This window comes from Xanthomonas sp. NCPPB 1067 (assembly GCF_020783795.1).
Taxonomy (GTDB): domain Bacteria; phylum Pseudomonadota; class Gammaproteobacteria; order Xanthomonadales; family Xanthomonadaceae; genus Xanthomonas; species Xanthomonas melonis.
Map to the genome: position 1 here is coordinate 38560 of NZ_JAJGQG010000023.1, position 13825 is coordinate 52384.

The window sequence follows — 13825 nt, forward strand, 5'->3', positions numbered from 1 at the left end:
AGTACGCATAGAACCATCCGTTCGGAGCAACAATGAGCACAGTGACATTGGGTGAGGATCTCGGCATCGAGACCAGCGCCGACCTCAAGCAGAAGCTTGCCGGATTCCTCACCCAGGACGGCGACCTGGTGCTTGATGCAGGCGAAGTCCGGCGTATCCACACCGCCAGCGTGCAGTTGCTCTGCGCCTTCGTGCAGAGCCGCCGCCAGGCGGGCCTGCACACCGAATTCGATGGCTGTAACGACACTTTTAGAGATGCGGCTCGTCTGCTGGGCGTCACCGACGCACTCGGACTTCCCGTATCCAATGACAACCTGAAATCTGTGGAGAACGCCGCATGAGCGCACGTATCTTGGTGGTGGACGATTCGGCGTCGATGCGCCAGATGGTCTCTTTCGCCCTCACCTCTGCCGGCTTTGCCGTCGAAGAAGCCGAAGATGGCGCCGTCGCGCTGGGCCGCGCGAAGGGCCAGCGCTTCAATGCGGTGGTCACCGACGTGAACATGCCCAACATGGACGGCATCTCGCTGATCCGCGAGCTGCGCCAGCTGCCGGACTACAAGTTCACCCCGATGCTGATGCTCACCACCGAGTCGGCGGCCGACAAGAAATCCGAAGGCAAGGCGGCCGGCGCCACCGGCTGGCTGGTCAAGCCGTTCAATCCCGAACAACTGATCGCCACCGTCCAGAAAGTTCTGGGTTAACCCTTACTCGCTCCAGCATCGGATGTCACGCCCATGAGCATGGACCTGCAACGTTTCCACGCCACCTTTTTCGAGGAAAGCCGCGAAGGGCTCGACGCGATGGAGGCCGGGCTGTTGTCCCTCGAAGAAGGCAACCGCGACCCGGAAATCATCAACTCGGTCTTCCGTGCCGCGCACTCCATCAAGGGCGGTGCCGCGACGTTCGGATTCGAGGCCGTCGCCGGCCTGACCCATGTGCTGGAGACGCTGCTGGACGAACTGCGTTCCAACAAGCGCCAGCTCGAGCCCAATGCGGTCGACGCCATGCTCGGCTCGGTCGACGTGCTGCGCGCCCTGCTGCGCGAAGCCGAACACGGCACCCCGGCCGACCCGGCCGCGGTTAAGGCCGTACACACCCGTTTGAATGCCGTGCTGGCCGGCGAAGCGCCCACCGCCGCGGCGGCAGCCAAACCGAAGGAAGAAGAACCCGAAGCCTGGCACATCGGCTTCACTCCGGCGCCTTCGCTGTTCATGAGCGGCAACGACCCGCTGCGCATCATCCGCGAGCTCGAACACCTGGGCCCGCTGCAGATCGCCGCACGCCTGGAGCGCATGCCGGGCTTCGAGAACATCGACCCGCTGGAAGCCTACCTGGCATGGGATCTGGGCCTGATCGGCAAGATCCCGCGCAGCAAGATCGAAGACACCTTCGCCTGGGTGGTGGACGACTGCGAACTGGACATCCGTCCGATGCCGGTGCCCGCGCCGCCGCCGAGCCTGGCCGTGGAAGCGGCCGCTCCGGCACCGGTGGCCGCAACGGCGCCGTCCGCGCCTGCAGCCGCCGCCGAACCCGCCGCTGCCACCGCCTCCCCGGCCAAGGCCGCCGCGGCCGAAGCCGAAAGCTCCATCCGCGTCAGCGTCGACAAGGTCGATGCGCTGATCAACCTGGTCGGCGAGCTGGTGATCACCCAGGCCATGCTCAAGCAGGTCTCCACCGGCCTGGATCCGGCGCATGCCGAACGTCTGTTCGCCGGCCTGGATCTGCTCGAACGCAATACCCGCGATCTGCAGGAAGCGGTCATCGGCGTGCGCATGCTGCCGGTGGATGCGGTGTTCCGGCGCTTCCCGCGACTGGTGCGCGACCTGTCCAGCCGGCTCGGCAAGCAAGTGCGCCTGCGCACGATCGGCGAAGGCACCGAGCTGGACAAGGGCCTGATCGAAAAGATCGCCGATCCGCTGGTCCACCTGGTGCGCAACTCGATCGACCACGGCCTGGAAATGCCCGATGCGCGTCGCGCCGCGGGCAAGGACGAGACCGGCACCATCACCCTGGCGGCCTCGCACCAGGGCGGCCATATCGTGATCGAAGTCAGCGACGACGGCCGCGGCCTGAATCGCGCCAAGATCCTGGAAAAGGCAGCCGAACGCGGCATCGCCGTGCCGGACAACCCGACCGATGCGCAGGTGTGGGATCTGATCTTCGCGCCGGGCTTCTCCACCGCCGATGCCGTCACCGACCTGTCCGGTCGTGGCGTGGGCATGGACGTGGTCCGCCGCAACATCCAGGGCCTGGGCGGCGAAGTGCAGCTGGAAAGCAATGCCGGCAGCGGTACCCGCGTGCTGATCCGCCTGCCGCTGACCCTGGCCATTCTCGACGGCATGACCGTCTCGGTGGCCGGCGAAACCCTGATCCTGCCGCTGGCCTACGTGCTCGAGGCACTGCAGCCGGCCGCCGAGGACATCCGCTCGATGGCCGGCGACGGCCGGGTGCTGCGGGTCCGCGGCGAGTATCTGCCGATCCTCTCGCTCACCAATTACTACGGCTTCGGCGGGCAGCAGTCCTCGCAGGAACAGCTGGTCGTGGTGGTCGAGGGCGACGGACAGAAGATCGCGCTGGAAGTGGACGAACTGCTTGGCCAGCAACAGGTCGTGGTCAAGAACATCGAGAACAACTACCGCCGCATTCCCGGCGTTTCCGGCGCCACCATCCTCGGCGACGGGCGGGTGTCGCTGATCGTGGACATCGGCGGGCTGGTCCGCTCGTTGAAGGTGCCGCAGGCAGCGTAAGACAGCAGACCGCGGCAGCGATGCCGCGGTGCAGGGCTCCACGCCATCGGCAAGCGATCGGCGTCGGAGCGATCGCCGGCAGTAAGGGGGACTGCCGGCAGCAGCAATACCCGCCCGGCCCGACACGCCCGGCGGAAGATTCTGGCCCTTTGTCCGGATCTTGCGACTCAGCCGTCGTCCATCGCCCGCCTCCGGCGGGTGCCCGCGAGGTCAGTCGTTTCTGCATCACGAGAAGACCACTATGAACTGGTTCCGTAACCTTGCCGTCGCACGCAAGTTGGCCGTGGCGTTTTCCTTTACCGCGCTGATCACCCTGAGCCTGGGCGTGTTCGCACTCACGCGCATGCAGTCCAGCGCGCACCTGTTGCGCGAAATCGGCAATGTGTGGGCACCCGCCGTGCAGCAGTTGAGCGAAATGCGCGCCCTGCTGGGCGAATTCCGCACCTACGAACTCGCCCAGCTGGCGCACGCCGACGATCCGAAGGCGGTACAGAACTACTTCGAACGCATGGACAAGGCGCGCGCCGAAGTGGATGCCGCGCAGAGCGCCTACGCCAAGACCACCACGGCAGGCAAAGAGACCGAGTTGTACAACGCGGTCAAGCTGAAACTGGCCGACTACTACAAGGCCAACGCCGCGCTCAGCGCAGCCGTGCGTGCCGGCGACCTGGTCACCGCCAACGCCGTGTCCGACGAGCAATCGCGGCCGGCGCGGCGCGACCTGTTCGCCAAGCTGGTGGAACTGACCAAGTTCAACACCGCGCACATGAACAGCGAGATCGCCCAGGCCGAAGCGACCTATCGACGCTCGGTCCAGGTGATGCTCGCGGCAATGGCGCTGGCAGTGCTGCTGGCCGCCTTCGCTGGCTGGTTCATCGCACGCAGCATCGCCGGCCCGCTCGGCCGCGCCACCCGCGTGGCCGGCGCGATTGCGCAGGGCAAGCTGGACAATGCCATCCAGGTCGACAGCCGCGACGAAGCCGGTCAGTTGCTGCACAGCATGCAGGGCATGCAGGATCAGTTGCAGGCAGTGCTGGCCGCGCAGTCGCAGATGGCGCAGCGCCATGATGCCGGACAGATCAGCTACCGCATGGACGCGCAGGCATTCCCGGGCGATTTCGGCACGATGGTCCACGACACCAATACCCTGGTGGGTGCGCATGTCACCCTGCAGAGCAAGCTGGCCCAGATCATGTCGCGCTATGCGATCGGCGACCTGAGCCAGGACATGGAACGCCTGCCCGGCGAGAAAGCCGTGCTCAGCGACACCATGGACACCGTCAAGCGCAACCTGTCGGCGATGAACAGCGAGATCAGGACGCTGGCGCAGGCCGCGGCCAACGGCGACTTCAGCGTGCGCGGCGATGCGCAGCGCTTCCAGTACGATTTCCACGCCATGGTGGACAGCCTCAACCAGCTGATGGCCACCGCCGATGCCAATCTGGCCGCGCTGTCCAAGGTGCTGCAGGCCATCGCCGCCGGCGACCTCACCGAGCGCATGCACGGCCAGTTCCACGGCGTGTTCGCGCGGATGCGCGATGACGCCAATGCCACCACCGAACAGCTGTCGGGCATCGTCGGGCGCATCCAGCACGCGACCGCCTCGATCAATACCGCCGCCAGCGAGATCGCCGCCGGCAACCAGGACCTGTCGCAGCGCACCGAGCAGCAGGCGGCCAACCTGGAAGAAACCGCCGCATCGATGGAAGAACTCACCTCCACCGTCAAGCAGAATGCCGAGAGCGCACGCCAGGCCAATCAGCTGGCGATCGGTGCCGCGTCGGTCGCCTCCCAGGGCGGCAGTGTGGTGGCGCAGGTGGTCACCACCATGTCCGGCATCGAGACCTCCTCCAAGAAGATCGCCGAGATCATCTCCGTCATCGACGGCATCGCGTTCCAGACCAACATCCTGGCCTTGAACGCCGCGGTGGAAGCGGCACGCGCCGGCGAACAGGGCCGCGGCTTCGCGGTGGTGGCCTCGGAAGTGCGTACGCTCGCCCAACGCTCGGCCGGCGCCGCCAAGGAGATCAAGCACCTGATCGACGATTCGGTGGGCAAGGTGGCCGAGGGCTCCTTGCTGGTGGACCAGGCCGGCAAGACCATGGCCGATATCGTCGCAAGCGTGCAGCGGGTCACCGACATCATGGGCGAGATCTCCGCCGCCTCGCAGGAACAATCGGCCGGTATCGAACAGGTCAACCTCACCGTCACGCAGATGGACGAGGCCACCCAGCAGAACGCCGCGCTGGTGGAGGAAGCCACCGCTGCGGCCCGTGCGATGGAGGATCAGGCCGGCCAGCTGTCCGATGCGGTGGCGATCTTCAAGCTGCACGGCGCTGCTGCAGCATCGAGCCCGGCGCCGGCGCGCCCTGCCCCGGCTCCGGCTCCGCGCGCATCGGCCAAGACGTCGGCCAAGACACCGCCCAAGCGGGCAGCGCCCGCCGCCAAGGCGCCGGCGGCAGCGCGTCCGGCGCTGGCGGCAGTGTCCGGTGGCGAGACGAGCTGGCACGAGTTCTGACGCCACCGCTTCCGCAGCGAACGCACAGGCCCCGGCAGCAATGCCGGGGCCTGTGCGTTCGTGCTGTCCTCACGCGATTGCTGCAACGCCGACTTCGAATGCGCTGGCAGCCGATAGCGGCGCCGCAACGGCTGTCCATCCGCGTGCCGATGCACGCGACCGATCCTGCCGCGTGGTGCCGCAGTGTCGCTGCCGCAGGCGCAGGCGCCCGGCGCCAGCGCGTGGCAGCCGTGACCACAGCCCCCTGCCGGCCATCGGTTCACCGACGTGACGACCGTTGGTCGAATGGTGATCAAGCACACGCTTGCCCAGCCGATAGACAAGGCACTGAGGGCTGCACGCCCGCGTCAAGTCGAAGGAAGTCCGCATGCATATCGCCAATTCCGTCCGCTCTGCCCGCCCGTTGCTGGCTGCCGTGTTTGCCGTCGCCTTGCTGGCCGCCGGCACCTCCCTGCCACCGTCGTTCGCCGCACCGGCCGCGCCGGTGTCCGTGCTGCTGGACAGCGTTCCGGTGACGGCGCTGCAGTCGCTGGCTGTGGATCTGGTGCAGCTGCGCGAGCAACAGCGTGCGCAGCTCGCCGTCTCGCACGACGCCGAGCGCGTGCAAGCCTACGACGAGCGTCTGGGTAGCCTGCACCATCGCATCGCCAGGCACGCCGGCTATTTTCAGGCCACCGCCCCACACGGGGAGCAGGCGCAGCAATTCGCACGGGTGCAGCAGCAGTTGGGCCGCTATCTGGCGCAGCACCGCCAGGCCAACCGCGATCTGCACGCGGGCGACCTGCATGCGGCGCAGGCCCTGTCGCTGGGGCACGCGGGCGATACCCGCCAGCTGCTGTGGACCGAACTGCACAACCTGCAGGCATCGGTGTCCGGCGACGGTCGGCCGCAACGCCGCTGAATCTACCGCGTCGGCCTGCGCATCGCGGCCGGCACGCTTGGCACCGCATCGCGTGCGCGGCGCGCAGGTGCAGCAGATGCAGCAGATGCTGTTCCGTTACACGACCGCCAGCCACTCAACCTTTCGCTGTCGCAGTCGCTATTTGCCATATCCCGGTCATATTCCTTTCGCTGGATACCCGCCATGACATTCAAGAGTTCGCTCGCGAAGACGCTCGCCAATGTTCCGCTGAAACGCAAATTCCTGATCCAGACCGCCCTGGTGGCGCTGGGCATCATCGCGTTGGCGGTAGTGGCCGCGCGCATGCAGTACGTGGATCTCACCGACACCCGCCGCGATGGCCTCAAGAGCCAGATCGAGATGGCGATCGCAGTGGTCAACGGCTACGCCGAGCGCGCCGAGAAAGGCGAGATGGATGTAGACGCCGCCAAGAAGGCAGCGCTGACGACGCTGTCCAGCATGCGTGCACGCGGTGGCGTGGACTACATCTACGTGACCGACCAGGCGCCGGTGATGCTGATGCATCCCACCCGTCCGGATCTGAACGGCAAGCCGCTCAACGACGTGCTCAGCCCCGACGGCAAGCGCATCTTCCCGGCCTTCGTGACCGCCGCGCAGGCCGGTGGCGGCTATGTCGACTACACCTGGGCCAAGCCGGGCAAGAAGGACCCGGTGCAGAAGACCTCCTACGCGGCGTTGTACAAGCCGTGGGGCTGGGTGATCGGCACCGGCGTGTACCTGGACGATACCCAGTCGCAGGCCATGGCCTTCACCGCCATCGTGGCGGTGGCCGGCGGTCTGCTGGTGCTGCTCAATCTGCTGGTGGGCTGGATGATCGGCAACTCGGTCCTGGAACCGGTGGCGCGCGCCCTGGCCGCGATCAAGGGCGTGTCACGCGGCGACCTGAGCGTGCGCACGGCCGACCATGGCACCGATGAGATCGGCCAGATGCTCAAGGCCACCGACGAGATGGTGCAGACCCTGGAGCGCTTCTCCGCGCAGACCAAGGTGATGGTGCACATGCACGCCGGCGAGGACGTCACCCACCGCATGCCGACCGATTTCCCCGGTGTCTACGGCGAGCTGGCCGGCGGCATCAACACGATGATCTTCGAGCACCTGGACGCCATCGTCGATGCCATCGGCATTCTCAACGAATACGCCCAGGGCGACCTGTCGCGCGATGCGGCGCGCCTGCCCGGCACCCGTGCCGTGCTGCACGAGGCCATGGACGCGGCCAAGGCCAGCCTGCTGGCGATCAACAACGAGATCAAGCGCCTGGCGCAGGCCGCCGCCAACGGCGACTTCAGCCAGCGCGGCGACGCGGCGCGCTTCAAGCACGATTCGGCGCGCATGATCAACGACCTCAACGCGATGATGGACGTCAGCGACCGCAATCTGGGCAAGCTTTCCGAGCTGTTGGCGGCGCTGGCAGAAGGCGACCTCACCGCGCGCATGGATGGCCAGTTCCACGGCGTGTTCGCCCGCATGCGCGACGATGCCAATACCACGGCCACCCAGTTGGCCGGCATCGTCGGGCGCATCCAGCAGGCGGCCGCGTCCATCACTGGCTCGGCCAGTGAAATCGCCGCGGGCAACAACGATCTGTCGCAGCGCACCGAGCAACAGGCGGCCAATCTGGAAGAAACCGCCGCCTCAATGGAAGAACTCACCTCCACCGTCAAGCAGAACGCAGAAAGCGCCCGTCAGGCCAACCAGCTGGCGATCGGTGCGGCCAGCGTCGCGTCGCAGGGCGGCCAGGTGGTCAGCCAGGTGGTCGATACGATGAGTGGCATCGAGGCCTCTTCCAAGAAGATCGCCGAGATCATCTCCGTCATCGACGGTATCGCGTTCCAGACCAATATTCTGGCCTTGAATGCAGCGGTGGAAGCCGCGCGTGCCGGCGAACAGGGGCGCGGTTTCGCGGTGGTGGCTTCCGAGGTCCGCACCCTCGCACAGCGCTCTGCCGGCGCGGCCAAGGAGATCAAGCACCTGATCGACGACTCGGTCGGCAAGGTGACGCAGGGTTCGGCGCTGGTGGATCAGGCCGGCAAGACCATGGCCGAGATCGTCTCTTCGGTGCAGCGGGTGACCGACATCATGAGCGAGATCTCCGCCGCCTCGCAGGAACAGTCGGCCGGCATCGAGCAGGTCAATCTCACCGTCACCCAGATGGACGAGAGCACCCAGCAGAACGCCGCGCTGGTGGAAGAAGCCACCGCTGCGGCCAACGCCATGCAGCAACAGGCGCAGCAGCTCGACGATGCGGTGGCGATCTTCCGCCTGTCCGCCGGCGGATCCGCTCAGCATGGGCACGCGGCAGCACATCCGCCAGCACGCCCACGCGTGGCGCTGGTCGCTCACTGATCGCATCGACCCCCGCTCCGGCGGGGGTTTTGCGTTCTGCGCCATGACGCGCCGCGTTGCATAGGAGCATCGGTCGTCGCGCCACGCGGGATCGTGTCATCCATCGACGCATGCATCGCCATCGCGGCCCGCCAGGGCGGGCTCGGCGAACCGGCATCAACGGTGCCCCACTGCCCGATGAACGGAGCAGCTCGGAAAACGCAGGGATCCGGTTCGTCGAACGCCATGCCAGCCAATGCTCTTGCGAAACACCGCCAACTCAGGGGCGCCTGCGGCAACGGCGTTCAGACGCTTGAAAAGTAAAGAAACACCGCTGCTGGCCGTTAGCGTGCAGGACGTTGCCATGCGACACCCCGGAGTAAAAAAGATGAACAAATTCAACGACTGGCCCATCCGCCGCAAACTGATGTTTGCGTTCTGCCTGAGTGCGGTCCTCACTGCCCTGCTCGGCGGGTTGGGCTTCTCGCGCATGAAGCAGATGCAGCAGCAGACGGTGCTGATCAACGAAGACATCGTGCCGGTGTTGAGCCGTCTGTCGGAACTGCGCGCGTTCGGTGGCGAATTCCGCATCTATGAGTCCGGACAATTCGTCAATCTCGAAAATCCCGAGCGCTACGATTACTTCCTGACCCGCATGGACGAGATCCAGGGCAAGTACGCGCAGACGCAGAAGGCCCTGGAAGCCAAGATCGGCGCCGGCTCTCCCCTGAAGGCCGGCTACGACAAGCTCGCGCAGCAAAGCGCCAGCTACTTCGAGGCCAACAAGACCCTGCGCGCGCTCTACAAGGACCCCGACTACGCGGCCGCCGTGCGTGCGAACAAGCAGTCCGGCGACATCCGCAAGGTGTTGTTCGAAACCATCGACAAGATGTACGCCGAACAGTCCGCCGCGTTGGCCAGCATGGTGGCCGCCAGCAGCGCCTCGTTCAAGGCCACCAGCGCCGTGCTGCTGATCGGCACCTTGCTGATGGCCGCCCTGGCGGTGACCTTCGGCTGGCTGATCGCACGCAGCATCACCACGCCGTTGTCCAGGGCGCTGGCCGCCATCCAGGCCGTGTCGCGCGGCGACCTCGGCGTGCAGATCGGCACCACCAGCAAGGACGAGATCGGCCAGATGCTCGACGCCACCGGCGGCATGACCCGCATGCTGCGGCGCTTCTCCGACGAGACCGCGCGCATGTCGCATCTGCATGCGGCCGAGGACATCACGCACCGCATGCCCGAGGACTTCCCTGGCGTGTACGGCACGCTGGCCAGCGGCATCAATACGATGATCTTCGAACATCTGGATGCCATCGTCGATTCGGTCAACGTCCTCAACCAGTACGCCCAGGGCGACCTGAGCCATGATGCGCGCCGCCTGCCCGGTAGCCGCGCCGTGCTCCACGAAGCCATGGACGCGGCCAAGGCCAGCCTGCTGGCGATCAATACCGAGATCAAGCAACTGGCGCAGGCCGCAGCGGCAGGCGACTTCAGCGCCCGCGGCGATGCGGCGCGCTTCAAGTACGACTTCGCGGTGATGGTGGCCGATCTGAATTCGATGATGGACGTCAGCGACCGCAACCTGGGCAAGCTGTCGCAGTTGCTCGCGGCGGTGGCCGATGGCGACCTCACCGCGCGCATGGACGGGCAGTTCCACGGCGTGTTCGCGCGCCTGCGCGACGATGCCAATGCCACCGTGCAACGCCTGACCGACATCGTCGGTCGCATCAAGCACTCCACGCTGGCCATCAACACCGCCGCTGGCGAAATCGCCGCCGGCAATCAGGATCTGTCGCAGCGTACCGAACAGCAGGCGGCCAACCTGGAAGAAACCGCTGCCTCGATGGAAGAACTCACCTCCACCGTCAAGCAGAACGCCGAGCATGCGCGGCAGGCCAACCAGTTGGCGATCGGCGCCGCCGGCGTGGCCTCGCACGGCGGCGAAGTGGTCGGCCAGGTGGTCACCACCATGTCCGGTATCGAGACCTCGTCGAAGAAGATCGCCGAGATCATCTCCGTCATCGACGGCATCGCCTTCCAGACCAATATCCTGGCCTTGAATGCGGCCGTGGAAGCGGCGCGTGCCGGCGAACAGGGCCGCGGCTTCGCGGTGGTGGCCTCGGAAGTGCGCACGCTCGCACAGCGCTCGGCGGGTGCTGCCAAGGAGATCAAGGGCCTGATCGACGACTCGGTGAGCAAGGTGGCCGAAGGCTCGGCGCTGGTGAACCAGGCCGGCAGCACCATGAGCGAGATCGTCTCCTCGGTGCAGCGCGTGACCGACATCATGAGCGAGATCTCCGCCGCATCGCAGGAACAGTCTGCAGGTATCGAGCAGGTCAACCAGACCGTCACCCACATGGACGAAGCCACCCAGCAGAATGCGGCATTGGTGGAAGAAGCCACGGCCGCGGCGCGCTCGATGGAAGAACAGGCCCAGCAACTCACTGAAGCGGTGGCGCTGTTCCGGCTGTCGGCCGAGCTGGAAGCGGTCACCCGCGCCACCCCGGTGGTACGTCGGACAGCCACCGCAACCGCGACGCCCGCCAGCGCAGCCGCACGGCCTGCCGCGCGGCCGGCGCCGCGCGCGGCTGTGGCCACGGCAACCTCCAATGAGTCGGACTGGGCGGAATTCTGATCCGGCGCAGTTGATTGCCTTCCAGGCCGCGTCTCTCCGGAGCGCGGCCTTTTCATTTCAGCAATCGGATGGAACGGACTCTGCAATAAACCCTCATGCCAAATCGATCATGGCGCCGCCTTCAAAATACATAAACGGCAGAGTTCGTCAATAAACCATTAACGCTCGCGAATCGAGTTTCATCCGCAGTATTTCCTTGTATTTTCCTATTGCATCGCATCCAGCTATGCAATTTTCATATAGAGGTATCAAGTAATTCCATCGGGCCGCCGCTATCCGCATCAGCAACGCGTTGCGGCAGCCATACATCGGCATGACCGCGACATCACCTTCACTGTCTCATCGAGGCCTGTCATGACCGCATTCCTGCAACGCTACAACGTCGGCCCGCGCCTGGCGGCAGCATTCGCCTTGCTGATCCTGCTGTCCGGCCTGATCGCCTTCATCGGTTATCGCGGCCTGACCTCGGCACGGGCCTTGGTCGACGACATCGTGCACCAGAATATGGTCAAGATCCGCCTGTCCAACGACATGATCAATGCCAACTTCATCATTGGCACCCAGCTGCGCAATGTGGTGTTGCCCACCACTGACGAACAGAATCGCGAGTTCATTGCGCATATCCAGGCCGCGCGCGCCGATTACAACAAGGCACGCGAAGCGCTGTATGCAATGCCTGCATCTGAGAAAGGCAAGGTGCTGCGCGCGGAGATCGATGCGCGCCGAGCCGAAGTGAAGGTGTTGAACGACAAGGTCATCGATCTGGTGATGACCGGCCACAGCGATGAAGCATTGCCGCTCATGTTGAACAAGGCCGCACCGGCCACCCAGGTCTGGCAGGACAAGATCGCCGAGAACATCGATCTGCAGGACGAGATGGCCGCGGCCGCCTCGGCCGTGGCGTTGAAGTCGATGGCCGACTCGCGCCAGTTGCTGATCGGTGGAACGCTGCTGGTGGTGCTGTTGAGCAGCGTCCTGGGCCTGCTGATCACCCGCAGCCTCACCCTGCCCTTGAACCGCGCCACCCGCGCAGCCGAATCGATTGCGGGCGGCAGGCTGGACAACGACGTCGAAACCCAGTTCAACGACGAAACCGGCCGCCTGCTCAAGGCCATGCACAAGATGCAGTCGCAGCTGCGCAATCTGCTGGCCGCGCAGACCGACATGGCCCGCCGCCACGACGAAGGCCAGATCAGCTTCCGTATCGACGCCGGGGCGTTCCCTGGCGAGTATGGCCGCATGGCCAGCGACACCAACAACCTGGTGGCCTCGCATATCGCAGTGAAGATGAAGCTGGCGCAGATCATGGGACGCTATGCGATCGGCGATCTCAGCGAAGACATGGACAAGCTGCCGGGCGAAAAGGCCGTGCTGACCGAGACCATGGCACAGGTCAAATCCAACCTGTCGGCGATGAACACCGAAATCAAGCACCTGGCGCAGTCCGCCGCCAACGGCGACTTCAGCGCCCGCGGCGATGCCGACCGTTTCCAGTACGACTTCAAGGTGATGGTCGATAGCCTGAACACCTTGATGGCCACCGCCGATGGCAACCTGCAGTCGTTGTCGGGCCTGTTGCAGGCGATCGCCGCAGGCGACCTCACCGCCCGCATGAGCGGCGAGTTCCGCGGTGTGTTCGCACAGATGCGCGACGACGCCAACGCCACCGCCGCCCAGCTGGCGCAGATCGTCGATGGCATCAAACAGTCGGCCGTGTCGATCAAGGGCGCCGCCAGCGAGATCGCCGCCGGCAACCAGGACCTGTCGCAGCGCACCGAACAACAGGCAGCGAATCTGGAAGAAACCGCCGCCTCGATGGAAGAACTCACCTCCACCGTCAAGCAGAACGCCGAGAGCGCGCGTCAGGCCAACCAGCTGGCGATCGGCGCGGCCAGTGTCGCCTCGCAGGGCGGCGAGATCGTCAGCAAGGTCGTGCAGACCATGAGTGGCATCGAAGCATCGTCCAGGAAGATCGCCGACATCATCTCGGTCATCGACGGCATCGCCTTCCAGACCAACATCCTGGCCTTGAATGCCGCCGTGGAAGCGGCGCGCGCCGGTGAACAGGGCCGTGGCTTCGCGGTCGTCGCCAGCGAGGTGCGGACCCTGGCGCAGCGGTCTTCCGGTGCCGCCAAGGAGATCAAGGGCCTGATCGACGACTCAGTGCAACGCGTGGCCGACGGCTCGGTGCTGGTGCACGACGCCGGCAAGACCATGGGCGAGATCGTGGCCAGCGTGCAACGCGTCACCGACATCATGGGCGAGATCTCCGCTGCCTCGCAGGAGCAGTCGGCCGGCATCGAACAGGTCAACCAGACCGTGACCCAGATGGACGAGACCACCCAGCAGAACGCCGCCTTGGTGGAAGAAGCCACCGCCGCCGCACGGGCGCTGGAAGAACAGGCCACCGGGCTGACCGACGCGGTGGCGGTGTTCAAGACCGACGCAGGTCACGCACAGCCGGTCGTGCGTGCCGCCTCGGTGCAACCGGCAGTGACCCCGGCACTCAGGGCGCAGCTGGCGGCGGCAGGTCGCACCACCGCCTCCAGGCCGCGTCCGGCGGTCGCCGCATCCGGCAGCGACGCCAGCTGGCAGGAGTTCTAGGCAAGCGGACGCGACTTGCTGAACGGTACCGGTCGGCAGCGATGCCGGCCGGCTCAAGGCATAACAGCT

At 65.8% G+C, this 13825-nt stretch carries 8 protein-coding genes; all 8 read left to right on the plus strand.

Annotated features, from left to right (window positions below; all coding sequences use genetic code 11):
* Positions 1 to 32: 32 nt before the first annotated feature.
* The 8 genes from LL962_RS15845 to LL962_RS15885 all read left to right on the plus strand — a co-directional run bounded on the left by LL962_RS15845 (position 33) and on the right by LL962_RS15885 (position 13756).
* Positions 33 to 341 (plus strand): STAS domain-containing protein, encoded by a 309-nt coding sequence (locus tag LL962_RS15845; RefSeq protein ID WP_104588599.1) that lies wholly within the window; start codon positions 33 to 35, stop codon positions 339 to 341.
* The gene (locus LL962_RS15850; protein WP_002806565.1) at positions 338 to 703 is read left to right on the plus strand and encodes a response regulator; all 366 of its coding nucleotides are present in this window, start codon (positions 338 to 340) and stop codon (positions 701 to 703) included. Before LL962_RS15845 ends, LL962_RS15850 begins: the two co-directional genes overlap by 4 nt.
* Positions 704 to 736: 33 nt before the next feature.
* Positions 737 to 2749 carry a chemotaxis protein CheA gene (locus tag LL962_RS15855; protein ID WP_104588598.1) on the plus strand — a complete coding sequence of 671 codons (2013 nt, stop codon included), beginning with the start codon at positions 737 to 739 and terminating at the stop codon, positions 2747 to 2749.
* Between the two features lie 241 nt (positions 2750 to 2990).
* A complete protein-coding gene (locus LL962_RS15865; protein WP_304956916.1) occupies positions 2991 to 5267 on the plus strand; it encodes a methyl-accepting chemotaxis protein in 2277 nt (758 codons plus the stop codon).
* A 367-nt stretch (positions 5268 to 5634) separates the two neighbouring features.
* Complete coding sequence (locus LL962_RS15870; RefSeq protein ID WP_228317583.1) at positions 5635 to 6168, plus strand: hypothetical protein; 534 nt, start codon at positions 5635 to 5637, stop codon at positions 6166 to 6168.
* 183 nt (positions 6169 to 6351) lie between these two features.
* On the plus strand, positions 6352 to 8535 hold the full coding sequence (locus LL962_RS15875; RefSeq protein ID WP_228317584.1) for a methyl-accepting chemotaxis protein: 2184 nt from the start codon (positions 6352 to 6354) through the stop codon (positions 8533 to 8535).
* A 367-nt stretch (positions 8536 to 8902) separates the two neighbouring features.
* Positions 8903 to 11152, plus strand: coding sequence for a methyl-accepting chemotaxis protein (locus LL962_RS15880; RefSeq protein WP_228317585.1), 2250 nt, complete (start codon positions 8903 to 8905; stop codon positions 11150 to 11152).
* 354 nt (positions 11153 to 11506) lie between these two features.
* Positions 11507 to 13756 (plus strand): methyl-accepting chemotaxis protein, encoded by a 2250-nt coding sequence (locus tag LL962_RS15885; protein ID WP_228317586.1) that lies wholly within the window; start codon positions 11507 to 11509, stop codon positions 13754 to 13756.
* The last annotated feature ends 69 nt before the right edge of the window (positions 13757 to 13825 follow it).

Bases quoted from the DNA above. Each gene is read 5' to 3' on its own strand.
- LL962_RS15885 (WP_228317586.1), top strand. From the start codon at position 11,507: ATGACCGCATTCCTGCAACGCTACAACGTCGGCCCGCGCCTGGCGGCA.
- LL962_RS15850 (WP_002806565.1), top strand. From the start codon at position 338: ATGAGCGCACGTATCTTGGTGGTGGACGATTCGGCGTCGATGCGCCAG.
- LL962_RS15875 (WP_228317584.1), top strand. From the start codon at position 6,352: ATGACATTCAAGAGTTCGCTCGCGAAGACGCTCGCCAATGTTCCGCTG.
- LL962_RS15865 (WP_304956916.1), top strand. From the start codon at position 2,991: ATGAACTGGTTCCGTAACCTTGCCGTCGCACGCAAGTTGGCCGTGGCG.
- LL962_RS15880 (WP_228317585.1), top strand. From the start codon at position 8,903: ATGAACAAATTCAACGACTGGCCCATCCGCCGCAAACTGATGTTTGCG.
- LL962_RS15870 (WP_228317583.1), top strand. From the start codon at position 5,635: ATGCATATCGCCAATTCCGTCCGCTCTGCCCGCCCGTTGCTGGCTGCC.
- LL962_RS15855 (WP_104588598.1), top strand. From the start codon at position 737: ATGAGCATGGACCTGCAACGTTTCCACGCCACCTTTTTCGAGGAAAGC.
- LL962_RS15845 (WP_104588599.1), top strand. From the start codon at position 33: ATGAGCACAGTGACATTGGGTGAGGATCTCGGCATCGAGACCAGCGCC.